The organism is Lawsonibacter hominis (assembly GCF_014287895.1).
GTDB classification, from domain to species: Bacteria; Bacillota; Clostridia; order Oscillospirales; family Oscillospiraceae; genus Lawsonibacter_A; species Lawsonibacter_A hominis.
Genome location: NZ_JACOPP010000017.1, coordinates 23,069 through 40,276, shown reverse-complemented (window position 1 = coordinate 40,276; position 17,208 = coordinate 23,069). Strand labels below are relative to the sequence as shown.

The 17,208-nt window shown below is 55.7% G+C and carries 19 protein-coding genes and 1 pseudogene; 19 read left to right on the top strand and 1 reads right to left on the bottom strand.

The annotated features are described in order from the left end of the window. A complete protein-coding gene (locus tag H8S57_RS11825) occupies positions 1-822 on the bottom strand; it encodes a helix-turn-helix domain-containing protein (protein WP_025579723.1) in 822 nt (273 codons plus the stop codon). Between the two features lie 533 nt (positions 823-1,355). Here H8S57_RS11825 and H8S57_RS11820 point away from each other — a divergent pair. From H8S57_RS11820 to H8S57_RS11730, 19 genes and pseudogenes are all read left to right on the top strand, one after another. After that, positions 1,356-1,547 carry a hypothetical protein gene (locus H8S57_RS11820; RefSeq protein ID WP_172455309.1) on the top strand — a complete coding sequence of 64 codons (192 nt, stop codon included), beginning with the start codon at positions 1,356-1,358 and terminating at the stop codon, positions 1,545-1,547. After that, positions 1,548-1,886, top strand: a complete 339-nt coding sequence (locus H8S57_RS11815) for a replication initiator protein A (protein WP_025579728.1) — start codon at positions 1,548-1,550, stop codon at positions 1,884-1,886. Continuing rightward, positions 1,883-2,197: a DUF3847 domain-containing protein gene (locus H8S57_RS11810; RefSeq protein ID WP_025579729.1), complete on the top strand. Its 315-nt coding sequence runs from the start codon at positions 1,883-1,885 to the stop codon at positions 2,195-2,197. Before H8S57_RS11815 ends, H8S57_RS11810 begins: the two co-directional genes overlap by 4 nt. A gap of 354 nt (positions 2,198-2,551) precedes the next feature. Beyond that, positions 2,552-3,031, top strand: coding sequence for an MGMT family protein (locus H8S57_RS11805; protein WP_015514786.1), 480 nt, complete (start codon positions 2,552-2,554; stop codon positions 3,029-3,031). Positions 3,032-3,190: 159 nt separating this feature from the next. Beyond that, positions 3,191-4,780 (top strand): MobQ family relaxase, encoded by a 1,590-nt coding sequence (gene mobQ, locus H8S57_RS11800; protein WP_096241072.1) that lies wholly within the window; start codon positions 3,191-3,193, stop codon positions 4,778-4,780. A gap of 71 nt (positions 4,781-4,851) precedes the next feature. Further along, entirely contained in the window at positions 4,852-5,499 is a 648-nt protein-coding gene (locus H8S57_RS11795) for a CHC2 zinc finger domain-containing protein (RefSeq protein ID WP_025579733.1), read from the top strand. A 13-nt stretch (positions 5,500-5,512) separates the two neighbouring features. Beyond that, a complete protein-coding gene (locus H8S57_RS11790) occupies positions 5,513-6,811 on the top strand; it encodes a virulence-associated E family protein (protein ID WP_025579734.1) in 1,299 nt (432 codons plus the stop codon). A 253-nt stretch (positions 6,812-7,064) separates the two neighbouring features. Beyond that, the gene (locus H8S57_RS11785) at positions 7,065-7,262 is read left to right on the top strand and encodes a hypothetical protein (protein WP_015514788.1); all 198 of its coding nucleotides are present in this window, start codon (positions 7,065-7,067) and stop codon (positions 7,260-7,262) included. A 6-nt stretch (positions 7,263-7,268) separates the two neighbouring features. Continuing rightward, positions 7,269-8,933: a recombinase family protein gene (locus H8S57_RS11780; RefSeq protein ID WP_015514789.1), complete on the top strand. Its 1,665-nt coding sequence runs from the start codon at positions 7,269-7,271 to the stop codon at positions 8,931-8,933. 91 nt (positions 8,934-9,024) lie between these two features. Beyond that, positions 9,025-9,105, top strand: a pseudogene (locus H8S57_RS11775) (Maff2 family mobile element protein); the annotation flags it as partial. Positions 9,106-9,116: 11 nt separating this feature from the next. Continuing rightward, the gene (locus H8S57_RS11770) at positions 9,117-9,983 is read left to right on the top strand and encodes a VirB6/TrbL-like conjugal transfer protein, CD1112 family (protein ID WP_186908282.1); all 867 of its coding nucleotides are present in this window, start codon (positions 9,117-9,119) and stop codon (positions 9,981-9,983) included. 14 nt (positions 9,984-9,997) lie between these two features. Beyond that, positions 9,998-10,249 (top strand): hypothetical protein, encoded by a 252-nt coding sequence (locus H8S57_RS11765; protein WP_087235237.1) that lies wholly within the window; start codon positions 9,998-10,000, stop codon positions 10,247-10,249. Further along, on the top strand, positions 10,239-11,033 hold the full coding sequence (locus H8S57_RS11760) for a DNA-methyltransferase (protein ID WP_186908281.1): 795 nt from the start codon (positions 10,239-10,241) through the stop codon (positions 11,031-11,033). The genes H8S57_RS11765 and H8S57_RS11760 overlap by 11 nt, the downstream gene beginning before the upstream one ends. A gap of 17 nt (positions 11,034-11,050) precedes the next feature. Then, the gene (locus H8S57_RS11755; protein WP_186908280.1) at positions 11,051-11,608 is read left to right on the top strand and encodes an MT-A70 family methyltransferase; all 558 of its coding nucleotides are present in this window, start codon (positions 11,051-11,053) and stop codon (positions 11,606-11,608) included. Positions 11,609-11,611: 3 nt separating this feature from the next. After that, positions 11,612-12,007 (top strand): PrgI family protein, encoded by a 396-nt coding sequence (locus H8S57_RS11750; protein ID WP_186908279.1) that lies wholly within the window; start codon positions 11,612-11,614, stop codon positions 12,005-12,007. Next, positions 11,955-14,324 carry a VirB4-like conjugal transfer ATPase, CD1110 family gene (locus H8S57_RS11745; protein ID WP_369807619.1) on the top strand — a complete coding sequence of 790 codons (2,370 nt, stop codon included), beginning with the start codon at positions 11,955-11,957 and terminating at the stop codon, positions 14,322-14,324. The genes H8S57_RS11750 and H8S57_RS11745 overlap by 53 nt, the downstream gene beginning before the upstream one ends. Beyond that, positions 14,305-16,095: a C40 family peptidase gene (locus H8S57_RS11740; RefSeq protein WP_186908277.1), complete on the top strand. Its 1,791-nt coding sequence runs from the start codon at positions 14,305-14,307 to the stop codon at positions 16,093-16,095. Before H8S57_RS11745 ends, H8S57_RS11740 begins: the two co-directional genes overlap by 20 nt. 14 nt (positions 16,096-16,109) lie before the next feature. Next, positions 16,110-16,364, top strand: a complete 255-nt coding sequence (locus H8S57_RS11735; protein WP_007491255.1) for a DUF4315 family protein — start codon at positions 16,110-16,112, stop codon at positions 16,362-16,364. Positions 16,365-16,366: 2 nt separating this feature from the next. Beyond that, on the top strand, positions 16,367-17,152 hold the full coding sequence (locus H8S57_RS11730) for a DUF4366 domain-containing protein (protein ID WP_186908276.1): 786 nt from the start codon (positions 16,367-16,369) through the stop codon (positions 17,150-17,152). The last annotated feature ends 56 nt before the right edge of the window (positions 17,153-17,208 follow it).

The following is a 17,208-nucleotide window of genomic DNA, read 5'->3' as shown; positions in this document are numbered from 1 at the left end:
TCATTTCCACGGCCTGCGCCGGAAGTTCATACCGGACTGTTTTATCAGCGGGGATTTCTTGAACAGCTTCTTCAAAAGGCTTCGTTCCTCTTGTGAGAGCCGCTTATATTTAAGCTGAAACGCCTTGCAGAATATCTCCGTGAATTGCTGAACCCTGTCCCCCGGCGATTGCATGGCCTTTTGTACTTCCCGTATCAGTTCATCGGCGGGCGTGGTATCCGGCGCACTTTCACTGTCATTTTCGTGCGCCTTGCGTATGTCGTGGAGAATGGCATCCCATGTTTTGTGCGTCACATGGCAGAAGAAATCTTCTTCCTCTACCTGACAGGCTTCCAATACTTTGATTGCCCGGTCTGCCGTAGCTTCGGGATGTTCTTCCAGTATCATAGCCCGTAAAGCAGCCAGTGAGCTGTTTGTGTCATGAAAGTGCATGGTTGCTATCCCGTCCACATAGATTTCTGCGTCTGCCAACAGTTCCCTGAATTTTTCATGGGAGATAATCTCACACAGCAGCCGGTTGTTGAAGCGTTCACTTTTCAGCAGTTCCACGACTTCATCACTCAAATGTAATTCTTCTATCGGCGTGTTTTCATATTTCCGATTGTTGGTAAGGCCGAGCAGATAGTCAACGGACACCTGATAAAAGTCTGCCAGCTTCAACAGGCTGCCGTGATTGATTTCCTTGTATTCATCGTTGTCGTTTTCATAGCTGCCGAGGGCTGATTTTGAAATGCCGGTTTCCTGCGCCAGTTCTTCCAGATTTAAGCCCCGTTCCACCCGTAAATCTTTCAGGCGTTCCTGTACGGAAATGCGGGTTTTCATAGATACATCGCTCCTTCCTGCGGCTGGCTGCCGCCGTCCATCCCATTATACCATACCCGTTCCGCAATCGTGGAAATTTTCGTTTTTGGGACGGTTTTCCTACTTTGTGGATATACGGGAGAAGGCTCAAAAATGTGCCATAATGGGCTTAGTTCATCGATGGATTATTCCAATCGAATGACCGGCCTGTATGGGATATGCTCCTCGGCGATGTAGCGCAACGACTTGCGGCAGGGAAATGGAGGAACCATGACCGCAACGAGCGTACCAAAGGGAGCGAAACGCCGTTGTGAGAGCCAGGGGCAGGAACGACATCAGGGAGAACCGGCGAAAATGAACACCGAATTGATACCGAAACACAACAATCCGATAGGGCATAGTCTACCCTATCCGTAATACTACGGGGGATTTCCGGGCGGCTCTATGGCCGCTTTTCCCTTGAAAATCGCCCCGAAACACAACACTAAAATCTGTTATCCGTCTATTGCGGCTGTTACGGCTGAAATGGGCGGATTTTTGTTTAAGGAGGCACCATGCCGAGAATGCCGAAAAAGAGGAAGCTGGAACTGTCTTTCTTCCTCAATGAACGGGGGCGGGTAACGTACAACGACCTTTGCCGGAAATGCCAGCGTACTTGCAAGCAGAGTTTCCGGGCGGTCATTGTGGACTGCCCCCATTATCTTTCCAAACGCTCAAAACGAAAAGTAAAGGAGGACACCGATTGAATGGAAGTTGAATTTATGACCGCAGACACCCCCTTGCCGCCCTGTATGCCGCTGCCGAGAGCCATGCTGCGGCTCCCGATCAGCAGCACCGCCAAGGTCATGTACGCCCGGATGTTGGATATTGTTTTTGTATCCGGCATAGAGGACACCAATGGGATTTTATTTATCCATTTCCCCATCGTGGAACTGGCGGCGGCACTTGCCCGCAGCACCATGACCGTGAAGCGTTCCCTGAATGAATTGGAGGACGCCGGACTGATACTGCGAGTGCGTCAGGGCTTCGGGGAACCCAACAAGATATATGTACTCATTCCGAAAAAGGAGGACAGCCGCCTATGAATGAAAAGCTGGAAGCACTCAATCAGGAGATAGAGAAAACGGAAAAGAAGCTGCAGAGGGCGCAGCATGAAGAAAAGATGTTGGAACACCAGATAAAGACGCTGACACGGAAGGAACGGACGCACCGGCTTTGCACCAGAGCCGCCATGCTGGAAAGCTACCTTCCCCACCCGGAAGCCATCACGGATGAACAGGTCAGTTTGTTCTTGAAGCTGCTGTTCCACAAAGACAGCACTCGTCAGCTCATGGAAAAAGTATTTGCCGGTAACGGTAATTTTCAGGGAGAGGACGCAGGCCGGAAACGGCCATGATTGCTTTCAGAGCCGCAGCCCGTGGACTGCCCCTCTGAAAGAGGGCGCAACTATACACCACCTGAAGGTAGTGTGTTGCGCCCTGCCGGGGCTTCCTGCGGAAAGCGGATGATTGCCCGCAGCGTTCCGGCTCCAGCCAATCATCACAGGGGAAGCTACACTTCCCCTGCGCTGGCTGCCGCCAGCTACCCCTTTGTGGACTTGCCGCCCGGAAACACCTTGCGCTGCAAGCTGTTCCCGTTCAGCAAGTTTATTCAAATCCAATCACAATTACATTTTTCAAGATTATTTTCAAACCGTCTCATTGCATGGAGTAGTCTACTCCACTATAATTAAGGCAGGAGGTGTTGAGAAATGGCGAATGAAGATAAAAAAGATTTTAATGCCATGCTACACGATAGCAAGGATATGCCTAAATTTCAGACCATTACCGACCAGAAAAGCATTGAGAAATATGGCGGAAGCAGAATGTATTTTGCCCCGCCAATCGATTATGACAAGGTAATGAAACTAATTCCTTATGGCAAAGTAATTACTGTCGGAAAAATCCGTGAATATTTTGCTGAACTGAATGGAGCGGATTTCACAGAGCCTATTACAGCAGGAATTTTTGTATCTATTGCAGCATGGGCGAGTTACCAGCGTTCCGAAGATGAAACCCCGTATTGGCGAACCTTAAAGGCAAACGGGGAATTGAACGCAAAATATCCCGGCGGTATAGAAGCACAAAAGGAAAAACTGGAAGCAGAAGGCCACACAATTATTCAGAAAGGACGCACAAATATAAAGTATTTCGTAAAGGACTATGAAAGCGTTCTTTTTGATTTGAGATAGGAATTTTGAGTTGTAAAATATCCCATCATCGGGCCAACCTGACCCGAACTTTCAAAACTGAATACCAGCCGCCCACCGGCGGCACCACCGAGCAGGAAATCTTGAAACAGGTTCCCTGCTCTTTTTTTGCCCGGACGCCGGGAGAAAGGAGGACACGACTTGCCATGCCCGCACTTTGATGTGAAAATCATCCAGCGCAGCAAGCGCCAGTCAGCCGTTGCGTCTGCCGCCTACCAGAGCGGGGAACGGCTGTTTTCCGAATACGACCAGAAACAGAAATACTATTCCCATAAAAGCGAAATCGTCCACACCGAAATCATGCTGCCGCCCCATGCCCCGCCGGAGTACGCAGACCGGAATACCTTGTGGAACGCCGCCGAAGCCATCGAAAAACAATGGAACTCCCAGCTTGCCCGGAGGTTCGTGCTTGCCATACCGAGGGAACTTCCCCGGTCACAGTACGCCGACCTTATCCGGGACTACTGCCGGGAGTTTTTCGTTTCCAAGGGCATGATTGCCGATTTTGCCATCCATGACAAGGGGGACGGAAATCCCCACGCCCACATCCTTCTTACCATGCGGGCGATGGACGAACAGGGCAAGTGGCTTCCCAAGAGCCGGAAGGTCTACGACCTTGACGAGAACGGCGAGCGTATCCGGCTTGCGTCCGGCAGATGGAAAAGCCACAAGGAGGATACCGTGGACTGGAACGACCAGAAGTACGCTGAGATATGGCGGCAGGGCTGGGCTGACACAGCGAACCGCTATCTGGAAGCCATCGGCAGCCCGGAGCGCCTTGACCTTCGCTCCTATGTCCGACAGGGGATTGATAAAATCCCCACTGTCCACATGGGGCCAGCGGTCAGCCAGTTGGAGAAAAAAGGCATACAGACCAACATCGGCAACCTGAACCGGGACATCAAAGCCGCCAATTCCCTCATGCAGTCTATCCGGCAGATGGTACGCAGCTTAAAGGGCTGGCTGTCCGGCCTGAAAGAGAAAAAGGCGGCGCTGCTGGAAGCGCTGGAACAGGCAAAGGAGCCGACCATCCCCGAACTGCTTTCCCGGTATCTGGATAAACGGAGCGAGGAACGTACCGGCTGGACTTCCAAGGGGAAGTTAAAAGGAACCGTTGGCGATTTCAACAAGGTTATGGAAGCCCTTGACTTCCTGCGGCAGAAAGAGATTTCCACCGTAGAGAGCCTTGACGCCTATCTGGATGAAGCCAGCGCACAGGCCGTTTCCATCCGTGAGGAAATCAGGCCGATGGAGAAACGTGTGAAAGAGATTGACCGGCTGCTTTTCCATATCGGGAACTTTGAAGCAAACAAGCCGGTTCATGCGAAATATGCCGCTATCCGCTGGAAGAAACCCAAGGAGAAATTTGCCGCCGACCATAAGGAGGAACTGGACGCCTACAACGCTGCCCTGCGGTATTTCAAGGTTCACCTTGATGGGGCGAAGTACAGCACAAAGAAGCTGGCCGGGGAACAGGCACAGCTTTCAGAGAATATCGCTTCCAAGACGGAAGCGCTGACTGCCGTACAGGAGGATGTAAAGATTTTGCGGGATGTGCGCCACTGGCTCAATCAGGTTTTACCATCCGAGCAGTACCGCCAGACCGCAGAGCCGGGAAAGAAACCGTCCATCCAGCAGGCGGTCAAAGGCCGGGAGCAGCGTATCCGGGAGGAACAGGCAGAGAAACACCAGCAGCCCCGCCGCCAGCAAAAACAGGATATGGAACTTTAACCAATCAGGCGCTTGCCATTTTCCCCGTGAGAATGACAGGCGCTTTTTCTATTTTCAGGAGGATTTGCCTATTGAATGTATTTGAAGCCGTGAAACAGTCTGTTACCACCCGGCAGGCTGCCGAGCATTACGGTATCCTGGTAGGGAGAAACGGGATGTGCGTCTGCCCCTTCCATGACGATAAAAACCCCAGCATGAAGGTTGACCGGCGCTTCCATTGCTTCGGCTGTCAGGCAGACGGGGATGTGATTGACTTTGTTTCCCGTCTGGAAAACGTCAGCCCCAGGGAAGCCGCCCTCATGCTGGCGCAGGACTTCTCCATCCCCTATGAGGATAAGGAGCCACCAAGCAGGAGCCGCCCGAAGCGAAATCCCCGGAAGGAAAGCCCGGAACAGCAATTTAAGCGCATGGAGCGATATTGCTTCCGGGTACTGTCCGACTATCACAATCTGCTGCGCCGCTGGAAGCGGGACTATGCCCCCAAGACGCCGGAGGAAGAATGGCACCCGCTTTTCGTGGAAGCCTTGCAGAAACAATCCCATGTGGAATATCTGCTGGATGTGCTGCTGTTCTCCGACATAGGGGAACGGGCTGCCCTGATTACCAGCTACGGAAAGGAAGTGAGGAACCTTGAGCGGAGAATGGCAGACCTTGCCGCCCGAACTGCGGCAGGCCGTGACGGACACCATCGAAGCCGCACCCCCGCCCCGGAGCGTTGAGGAAGTCAAGGCCATGCTGGAGGGCACCGAGAAAGGCGGCGTGCGGAACAGTATCCACAACTGCCTGACCGTGTTCCAGTATGACCCCATTCTTTCCGGGGCGGTTGCAAAAAATCTCCTGACCGAGCGTATTGACCTTCTAAAGCCCATCGGCAGGAAACGCAGAACCGGCAGCAAGGCCATGACCGACACGGACATGAAATATATCCGGCTGTATCTGGAAGATACCTACGGCCTGACAAGCGAGAAAAAGATAGCAGACGCCGCTGATCTGGCCGCAGACGCCAACAGCTACCATCCCATCCGGGACTACCTGAACGGCCTTGTCTGGGACGGGAAAGAGCGTATCCGCTACTGCCTGCGTCACTTTCTGGGAGCCGACACAGACAACTTCACTTACCATTCCCTGCGGCTGTTCCTGCTGGGAGCCATCCACCGGGCTTTCTGCCCCGGCTGTAAGTTTGAGGTCATGCTCTGTCTGGTTGGCGGTCAGGGAGCCGGGAAATCCACCTTCTTCCGGCTGCTGGCCGTAAAAGACGAGTGGTTTTCCGATGATTTGCGGAAGTTGGACGATGATAACGTGTACCGCAAGCTACAAGGCCACTGGATAATTGAAATGTCGGAGATGATTGCCACCGCAAACGCCAAGAGCATAGAGGAAATCAAGTCATTTTTAAGCCGCCAGAAGGAGGTCTATAAAATCCCCTACGAAACCCACCCGGAGGACAGGCTGCGGCAATGCGTGTTCGGCGGGACTTCCAATGCGCTGGACTTCCTGCCCCTTGACCGTTCCGGGAACCGGCGCTTCCTGCCGGTCATGGTCTACCCCGGACAGGCCGAGATACACATTTTGGACGATGAAGCCGCTTCCAGAGCCTATATTGAACAGGTATGGGCGGAAGCCATGACAACCTACAAAAGTGGCGATTTTAAGCTGTCTTTTACGCCCGAAATGATACAGTACCTCAAAGAACACCAGCGGGATTTCATGCCGGAGGACACCAAGGCCGGGATGATACAGGCATACCTTGACCGCTACACTGGCAGCGCCGTATGCTCCAAGCAGCTTTTCAAAGAAGCCCTGAACCACCCCTTTGACGAGCCGAAGCAATGGGAAATCCGGGAGGTCAATGACATCATGAACCACTGTATCACGGGATGGAAGTATTTCTCCAATCCCCGGATATTTGAAGGATACGGCAGGCAGAAGGGCTGGGAACAGGAAGCCCCGGCAACGGGCGCTGACAACGGACGTGAAAAAACGCCGGACGGATTTGTGGAAGTCACGGAGCAGATGGAACTTCCCTTCTGAAATATCCGGGAAAATCACAGCCGGTTGCCGACCCCGTTGCTATCCCGTTGCCGAGCCGGTTGCCGGGAAAAAGCCCGTAACTGCGGGCTTTTCTCCCCTCTGACAACCAAAGCAACAGAAAAATAAAAGAAAAAGTAAATAAACAATAACCCGCCAGACAGAGATTGTTTTCGAGGTTTTTTGAAGCCCGTTGCCGGACTTCGTTGCCGACCCTCTCCTGTCTGGCTTATTTCATTTATGGAGGTAACTGCCTATGGCAAAAAACAAAACTGAAATCCATGTCACAACGGTATTTGACGGCGAACTGGACGCTACGGACGTTTTCGTGAGCCTGATTGCACAGAAATACAGCCAGAGAAATGATAAAGAATATCTTGCGAAAAAGCAAGATTTAGAGTATAATAAAGACAAGGTTCAGCATGACCGTGTTCCGTCTGGATTGTGCGGGTAAACGGTTATGATGAACGGAATGGAATATACAGGCATGGACGCAATACTGGCGGGCAGCTTCCGGGCGGCTATTTATTGCAGGCTTTCCAAGGACGATGACCTTGACGGGGAGAGCGCCAGCATTGCAAACCAGCGGGATATGCTGGAAAACTACTGCGAGAAGCAGGGATGGGAGGTTGTTGCAGTCTATCAGGACGATGGCTACACGGGGCTGAACATGGAGCGCCCCGACCTGAAACGGATGTTGAAAGCCATCGAGCGCAGGCAGGCCAACCTTGTGATAACGAAAGATTTATCGAGGTTAGGCAGGAATTATTTGCAGACCGGCTTCCTGATTGAAGATTTCTTCCCCCGCCACGGCGTGCGCTATATCGCCATGAATGACGGTATCGACACCATGCGGGACAACAACGACATTGCGCCGTTCAAGAACATCCTCAACGAGATGTACAGCAAGGACATTTCCAAGAAGGTTCATTCCTCTTATCTGCTGAAAGCGCAGAAAGGCCAGTTTACCGGCTGCCTTGCCCCCTTCGGCTACCAGAAAGACCCGGAGGACAAAAACCACCTGCTGATTGACGAGGAAACGGCACCCATTGTCCGGCGTCTGTTTGCGTGGGCGCTGGAAGGACACGGCCCCAACTACATCCGGCGCAGGCTGGAAGAAGAAAAAATCCCCTGTCCGACCTACTGGAACCGGGTACGGGGGCTGCGGAACGTGTCAACCAAGTGGGAAAAGAAAGACCCGGTAAATGGGCGGTATATCTGGGACTTTACCGTGATTAAGGACATCCTGATGAATCCCGTCTATACCGGCGCTATCGCTTCCCAGAAGAAGGAATACCGCTTCAAAATCGGCACCATCGGGGAGAAGAAGCCGGAGGAATGGATTGTCGTGGAGAACCAGCATGAGCCGCTTGTTGACCGCAAGACCTTTGACATCGTGCAGCGCAAGCTGAAATCCCGGCAGCGCCCCCGCCAGACCGGGGAAATCAGCCTGTTTGCGGGGCTTATCAAATGCGGCGAGTGCGGGAAGTCGCTGACTATCCGCTACACCAACGAGAAGCACCCGAAGCAGATTTATTCCTGTAAGACCTACAATGCCTACGGGAAACAGCACTGTTCCCAGCACCGGGTTGAGTACGACACCCTGTACCGGCTTGTACTGAACAAAATCCGGGAGTGTGCCAGAGCCGCCCTGATGGACGGGGAAGCCGTTGCCGGGAAGCTGTCCGACACCTGCGAAGCCGAGCAGAAAGGCCAGCGGGAAGCGTTGGAACGCTCCCTTGCCAAAGACGAGGAACGGATTGACGTTCTGGAAAAGATGGTTCTGCGGCTGTATGAGGATATGGTTGCCGGACGTATCAGCGAAGCAAACTTCAATCTGCTGATGGAAAAGACGCAGAAGGAACAGGCCGAGTTGAAGGCGAGGGTTGAGGAAGGCCGGAAGAAGCTGGCCGATGAAATCCGGCTTGCGTATGACGCCCGCCAGTGGGTAGAAGCCATTCAGGAATACGCCGACATCACGGAACTGGACGCAGCTACCCTTAATCGCCTGATTAAAGAAATCGTTGTCCATGAGAGCATAGACAGCGATAAAACAAGACACATTTCTATCGAAATTCATTTTAATCTCAAACCCCTCCCGGAAGTGGAGCAGGTCACAGCCTGACCTGCCCCGCCGGGGCGGTTCTAAAAAAACTCCATAGATATTTCTTGACACGCCGCCGCCCGCCATCGAGCCGGTTTCCTACACCTATTTGGGTATGAAACAGCTCATGGCGGGCGGCGGCATCATCCTGCTGGGCACCACCCTGATCCCTCTGCTGTCCGGCCTGTTTTAAGGTAGCGGCCTATGGATTTTCTCACCGACTGGCTCACGGACTGGCTCAAAGAGCTGCTGATTGGCGGGATCATGGGGAACCTGGAGGGGCTCTTTGATTACGTCAATACCCAAGTCGGAGAGATTGCGGTACAGGTGGGGACTACCCCGGCGGCGTGGAACGCCGGGGTATTTTCCCTCATCCGCCAGCTTTCCGAAACGGTGATCTTGCCGATTGCCGGGCTGGTGCTGACCTTTGTTGCCACCTATGAGCTGATACAGATGCTATTGGAAAAAAACAATATGCACGATTTTGACGTGGCGAATATCTACAAATGGATATTCAAAACGGCTTGTGCCATCTTCATTCTCTCAAACACCTTTAATATTGTGATGGCCGTCTTTGACGTGTCGCAGACGGTGATCGCCCAGGCGGGCGGTCTGATCCAGGGCTCCACGGACATCACGCCGGATATGATGGCGGAGCTGGAAACCACCCTGGAGGGGATGGATTTAGGGCCGCTTTTGGGCCTGTGGCTCCAATCCTCTATTATTGGCGTTACTATGTGGGCGCTGGGCATCGTCATTTTTGTGTTGGTGTATGGCAGAATGTTGGAAATCTATTTGCTCACCAGTTTGGCCCCCATCCCTATGGCAACAATCTCCCATCGGGAGGTGGGACAGATCGGGCAGAACTATCTGCGCTCCCTGTTTGCCGTAGGCTTCCAGGGTCTGCTCATTCTGGTGTGTGTTGCGATTTATGCGGTGCTGATCCAGAGAATTGCCACGGGCGGAGATCCCATCGGGGCAATATGGGGCACCGTAGGCTATACGGTTTTGCTCTGCTTCATGCTGTTCAAAACCGGGACGATTGCGCGAAGTATCTTTAGCGCACATTGAGAAAGGGGTGTTATATGCCGAGAAGATATGGGCCCGACGGGTCGCGCCTGTGGAACGGGAAAGCGCCGGAGGACTTCAACCAGGCCGATGTTTACCGCTTTATGGCGGAAACAGAGTCCGTTTTGCAAAAGCGGGAATTGCTGGGCGGCAGGGATGACGCGAAGAAAATTGCCCAGCAGTTAGCCGAAGGGCGGGCGCAGGCCGCCCGTGAAAACGCCGCCCGCCCCGCCCCGGCAAAGGGCAAGGAGGCCAGGGATGACCGATAAGGGCACCTCTGGACAAAGTGTCCAGAAGTCCCCGGCGCTCCCGGAGGGTCTGTTCCTCATGGATGGCATTGAGGGCCTGCGCTCCCTGCCCCGTCATTCTGTGGATATGCTCTTGACCGATCCGCCCTACGGCACTACCCGGAACTTTTGGGATGTGCCCCTGCCGCTCCCGGAGCTGTGGGAGGCGGTCAAGTGGGCAGTCAAGCCGGACGGCGCTGTACTGTTCTTTGCACAATGCCCCTATGACAAGGTGCTGGGGGCATCCAACCTGTCCATGCTCCGCTATGAGTGGGTATGGTACAAAAGCCGCTGCACAGGCTTTCTCAACGCCCGCCGCGCTCCGCTGAAAAAGACGGAGAATATTCTGGTATTCTATCAGAAGCTCCCGCTTTACAATCCGCAGTTTGAGCAGGGCAAGCCCTACAAGAAAATTGCGGGCAACCGTGGGAACAGCACCAACTACGGGAAATTTACCCGTTCCGGCAGCGGATCGGAGGACGGCCTGCGCTTTCCCGGAAACGTGCTGACCTTTCCAGCCGTCCAACGCACCGCCCACCCCACGCAGAAGCCGGTGGCCCTGTGCGAGTATTTCATCAAAACCTACACCCGGCCCGGCGAGGTGGTGGCAGACATCTGCGCGGGCTCTGCCACAACAGCGGTGGCCGCCCTCAATACGGGCCGCCGCTTCATCTGTTTTGAAACCGTCCCCGCCTACTACGCCGCCGCCACAGAGCGCATCCGTCTGGCGCGGTCAGCATTGGAGGCCGGGGAGAAAGGAGTGTAACTATCGGACAGTATTCTGTGATCTATGCCGATCCCCCCTGGCGCTACACGCAAAAGGGCTTGCAGGGTGCGGCGGAGAAGCATTACCCCACAATGGGGATTGACGAGATATGCGCGCTCCCGGTGGCTGATCTGGCGGCCCCGGACAGCGTGCTTTTTTTGTGGGCCACGTTCCCCCAGCTCCCAGAGGCCCTGCGGCTGATCAAGGCGTGGGGCTTTCAATATAAGTCCGTGGCTTTCGTCTGGCTGAAGAAAAACCGAAAGTCCGAGAGCTGGTTTTACGGCCTGGGCTTTTGGACAAGGGGCAACGCGGAGATCTGCCTGCTGGCGACACGGGGACACCCGAAACGGCAGGCGGCAAATGTCCATCAATTCATTATTGCCCCGATCCAGGAGCACAGCCGAAAGCCGGACGAGGCCCGTGATAAGATCGTGGCCCTCATGGGCGATGTGCCCAGGGTGGAGCTGTTTGCCCGGCAGTCCCCGCCCGGCTGGGATGTGTGGGGCAACGAGGTGGAAAGCACCGTCCCGGACTTCTGGACAAAGTGTCCAGAGGTGGGCGCGAAAGGAGGTTGATCCATGCCCTATGTGAATGTTCCCAACGACTTATCCAAAATCAAGACCAAACTGGCCTTTAACCTGACGAAACGCCAGCTTGTGTGTTTCGGGATCGCGGCAGCGGTGGGCATCCCGTCCTATCTGCTGGCCCGGAGCTCCATCGGCAACACGGGAGCCATGTTCCTGATGATGGCGGTGGCGCTCCCGGCGTTCCTGCTGGCGATGTACGAAAAAGACGGGCTCCCCTTTGAAAAGGTGGTGCGGAACGTCCTGCGGGCTCGTTTCCTGCGGCCTGGGGTGAGGCCCTATCAGACGCAGAATATTTACGCCCCGTTTACCCAGCGGGGCACTGTGAGAAAGGAGGATGCGATTGCAAAAAGCAAAAAGCCCAAAGCGCGGCCCCGGAAAGGCCGCTAACCGGAAAGCTGCTTTGTCTGCCCAGCAGACGATCCCCTATCTGGTGATGCACCCGGACGGGGTGTGCCAGCTCCCCGGTGGGCTCTACACGAAAACCGTGGAATATGAGGACATCAATTATTCCGTGGCTTCTACCGAGGATCAGACGGCGATTTTCAGCGGGTGGAGCTCGTTCCTCAATTACTTTGACAGCTCCCTACCGTTTCAGCTCTCCTTTATCAACCGCCGCTCCCGTTCCCGGAGCAAGTACAAGGTCAATATTCCCCCGGCACAGGATGACTTTGACCGCATCCGGGCCGAGTTCACAAGTATGCTGAAAAATCAGATTGCCAAAAGCAACAACGGCATCGAGCGGTCTAAATACATCACGTTTGGGCTGCCTGCCGAGGGGATCGCGGAGGCCCGGCCCCGCCTGGAACGGGTGGAGGCCGATGTGACAGGCAATCTGAAACGGCTGGGCGTTCCCTCTGCTCCGATGGACGGGCAGGAACGGCTGGCGCTGCTTCACAGTCAGATGCACCCCGGCAGCCGGGAGCCGTTCCGCTTCTCCTGGCAGGACATTCCCCGGACGGGCATGGGGACAAAGGACTTTATTGCCCCGGACAGCTTCGACTTCCGGCAATCCCGGACATTCCGCATCGGTCAGTATTGGGGCGCTGCATCCTACTTGCAGATTTTGGCGTCCGAGCTCTCTGACAAGCTCCTGGCGGAAATCCTGGAGCTGGATGCGGAAATGACCGTTACCATGCACATCCAGACGGTGGATCAGCTCAAAGCCATTAAGACCATCAAGGGAAAGCTCTCCGACATCGGCAAAATGAAAGTGGAGGAACAGCGCAAGGCGGTGCGGGCCGGGTACGATCCCGACATTCTGCCTCCTGACCTGATCACGTTTAGCAAGGACGCGGCGGAGCTCCTGGCTGATCTCCAGTCCCGCAACGAGCGAATGTTCCTGCTCACGTTCACGGTCATCAATATCGCCCCCACCCGGCAGCGGTTGGAAAACGATGTGTTTACCGTGGGCGGCATCGCGCAGAAATATAACTGTGCCTTGAAGCGGCTGGACTGGCAGCAGGAGCAGGCGTTTGTGTCCTCTCTGGCCCTGGGCTATAACGAGGTGGAAATCCAGCGGGGCATGACCACCAGCTCTACGGCGATTTTCATTCCCTTTATGACCAGGGAGCTCCGCATGGCCGGGCCGTCCCTCTACTACGGCATGAACGCCCTTTCCCATAACGTCATCATGGCTGACCGCAAAAAACTGAAATCGGCCAACGGGCTCTATCTCGGCTCCACGGGCTCCGGCAAATCCTTTGCCGCAAAGCGTGAGATCATCAATGTGTTTCTCACTATCCCAAAGGATCGCATTATCATTGTTGATCCGATGGGCGAATATGCCCCGCTGGTGCGTCGGCTGGGCGGCCAGGTGGTGGAGATCGCTCCCGGCTCTCCCAGCCACATTAACCCTATGGACATTCAGCTTGACCTGGACGATGACGAAAGCCCGCTTTCCATGAAAGCGGATTTTTTGTTGTCCCTGTGTGAGCTGGTGGTGGGCGGCAAGGACGGCTTGCAGCCCATCGAAAAAACCGTGATTGACCGCTGTGTGCGGCTGATCTACCGGGACATGGCCCTGGGGATCGGGGACGGCAAGCCGCCCTTGCTCCAGGACTTGTACGAGGAGCTTTTGAAGCAGCCGGAGCCGGAGGCCCGCCGTGTGGCAACCGCCCTGGAGCTCTACTGCACCGGCTCCCTTAACCTGTTCAACCACCAGACCAACGTAAAGCTCACGTCCCATATCGTGTGCATCGTTCTCAAAGGGCTGGGAGAAAACCTCCGCAAGATCGCCATGCACGTTACCAACGACTTTGTAACTTCGGCGGTCAATGTGAATTTTCACAGCGGCGTTTCTACCTGGTGCTATTTTGACGAGTTCCATATCCTGCTCCGGGACGCGCTCACCGCCAGCTACTTTGTGGCCGTGTGGAAAATGCTCCGCAAAAAGGGCTGTGTACCCTCGGCCCTGACGCAGAACGTCAAAGACCTTTTGGCCAGCCGGGAGATTGAGGCCATTCTGGACAACACGGATTTTATGATCCTGCTGTCCCAGGCCCAAAGTGACCGGGCAATTCTGGCAAAGCAGCTCGGCATTTCGGAGCACCAGCTCTCCTACATCACCCATAGCAATTCCGGCGAGGGCCTGCTGTTCTATGGGGATGTGACGATCCCCTTTGTGGATCGGTTCCCCCGTGGAGAAATCTATAACCTGCTGACTACCCGCCCGGAGGATTTGAAGAATGAAGCGAAAACCGAATAAGCCCAAACAGGAGCCCAGGGAGCGCCCCGGCTCCTGGGAGAGCGCCGCCGATCCTGGCAGGGCCGGGGCTGCGGACAGCGGCACTTCTGGACAAAGTGTCCAGAACATGGGGTACCCCGCAAAGTCAAAAGACTTTGTGGGGAGAGGAGGAGCAACGGAGCGGGCGGATTTTGGCGGCAGCGCCGCCGAAGGAGCCAAAGCGAAGTTTGCGACGACGAAGTTCCGTCAGAAAAGCAAACAGGAGCAGGCCGCCGCGTCCAAGCTCCGCATGGAGGAGCGCGGGGAAAAGCTGGAACGGGCAAAGGATAAGCTGGCAAAACAGAAGCCGCCCAAAAAGCCCGGCCCGGTGCGGCGGATAGGCCGGGCCGCTGGCGGGGCCGCCCACGGTTTTGTGCATGGCAAGATTTATGAGAATGAACAGGAAAACGTGGGGATCGAGGGGGCCCACCGCTCTGAGCTGGTGGGCGAGTCCGTCCTGCGGCATGGCAAGCGGTTTGTGCAAAAGAAAATCAGGCAGCACCCGGCAAAGGCTGTCCAGCGGGCCGAGTCCAAATATGTCAAGGCCACGGCGGACTATCATTTCCGCATGGCTGCCCAGGAGCACCCGGAAATGTCCGGCACCCCCGTTTCCCGGATGTGGCGCAAGCACCGCTTGAAAAAGCAGTATCAAAAGCGGGCGCGGGAGGCGGCAAAGACGGGAGCGGCAAGCGCGGCCCAAAAGACCGCCGCCGCCACAGAAAAGGCCGGGGCGAAGATCGCGGGCTTTGTGAAGCGGCATCCCGTGGGGGTGCTGTTGGCCCTGACCTGTGTGCTCCTGCTCTTTATGATGCAGTCCTGTTCTTCCTCCCTGGTAATGCTGGGAAATTCCGGCGCGGGGGCCGTGGGCGCTACCACCTACCCATCGGAGGACGGGGAGATCCTGGCGGCGGAGGCGGCCTATTCCGGCATGGAGGCCGAGCTGCAAAGCTACCTGGACACCTATACCGCCACCCACAGCTATGACGAATACCATTTTGACCTGGACGAGATCGAGCACGATCCCTATGTGCTGATCTCTATCCTCTGTGTGCTCCATGAGGGGGAATGGACGGCGGACGAGGTGCAGGGCACCCTGGAAAACCTCTTTGACCGCCAGTATATCCTGACGGAGCGCGTGGTGCGGGAAACCCGGTATGACAGCGACGGCGATCCCTACTCCTGGTACATCTGTTATGTCACGCTGGAAAACAAAAACCTTTCCCATCTGCCCCTGGAAATGATGGGCGAGGAACAAATGGCCCGTTACTCCCTCTATATGTCCACCCTGGGGAACAGGCCCGATCTGTTCCCGGAGTCAGCCTATGTGGGGAAATACATCACAAACCCGCCCGCTGACTATGACGTGCCGGTGGAATATCTGGACGATGAAACCTTTGAGGCCATTTTGGGCGAGGCGGAGAAATACCTGGGCTATCCCTATGTGTGGGGTGGCAGCTCTCCGGCCACGTCCTTTGACTGCTCCGGTTTTGTGTCCTGGGTGATCAATCACTCCGGCTGGAATGTGGGCCGCTTGGGAGCCCAGGGGCTCTATAACATCTGCACCCCCACCAGCGCACCCCGCCCCGGCGATCTGGTGTTCTTTGTCGGCACCTATGACACGGCGGGCGTGTCCCATTGTGGCATCTATGTGGGGGACGGGATGATGATCCATTGTGGCGATCCCATCCAATATGCAAACCTGAATACAAGCTACTGGCAATCTCATTTCTACGCCTACGGGCGTTTATCCTGACAAGGAGGTTATCTATGGCGGCAAGCAAAAGCCAAAAAATCCAGGCCGAGATTGATAAGGTCAAGGCCAAAATCAGCGAACAGCAGGCCCGGCTGAAAGAGCTGGAGCAAAAGCACCGGGAGGCGGAAAACGAGGAGATCGTGGACATTGTGCGGGGCATGAGCGTTTCCCTGGAGGAGCTGCCCCTGGTGCTCCAGCGGCTCCGGGACGGCGGTACCTCTGGACAAAGTGTCCAGAAGTCCGAGGACGGCGGAAAGGAGGAAAATTGAAGATGAAACGCTTTCGGGTGATGGCGGCGGCGCTTTGCGCCGTCGTTCTTTTATGCGGTTTTAGCGTCCCGGCGTATGCTTACGCGGACGGCGGCGAGGGCGCGGACTACGGCGATCCCACCATGACGGAGGAAACTCCCGCCCCGGAGCCCACCATTAAGCCCGGCGAGGGCTTTTCCGAAGAGGGCAACCTTGTGACCCGCGATCTGCTCTATGACGAGCACACCAACAAGCAGTTTATTACCGTCCAGACCAGCGGCGGCAACACGTTCTATATCGTCATTGACTATGACAAGCCCGTGGACGAAGAGGGCGAACAGTACGAAACCTACTTTTTCAGCGTTGTGGACGAGGCCGATCTGCTGGCTGCGGCGGAGGCCGCTGGCGTGGAACAGGCGGTGTGCTCCTGCTCTGAAAAATGCGAGGCAGGGGCCGTCAATACGGATTGTGCCGTCTGCTCTGTCAATATGAACAAGTGCGTGGGTGTTGAGCCGGAGCCGGAGCCGGAGCCCACGGAAACCGAGGAGCCCGCCCCGGAGGAGGGCGAGCCGGAAACGAGCGGCAACACGGGGATGCTCCTGGCGGTGCTGGCTGTGGCCCTGGTGGGCGGCGGAGCGGCGTTCTATTTCAAGGTGCTGCGCCCCAAACAGCAGAAAGCCGCCGCGCCCCAGGAGGACTACGGCGACGAGCTCACGGACTATGACGAGCCGGATGGCTACGGGGACGATGACGATGACGGCCCGCCCTGGGACGAGGAGGACGAGGACGGAGAGGAGGCGGACAAATGAGGTTTACCAACAGCCCCTATGAAAAGATGATGCAGCAGAAGCCCCGCCCCCAGGCT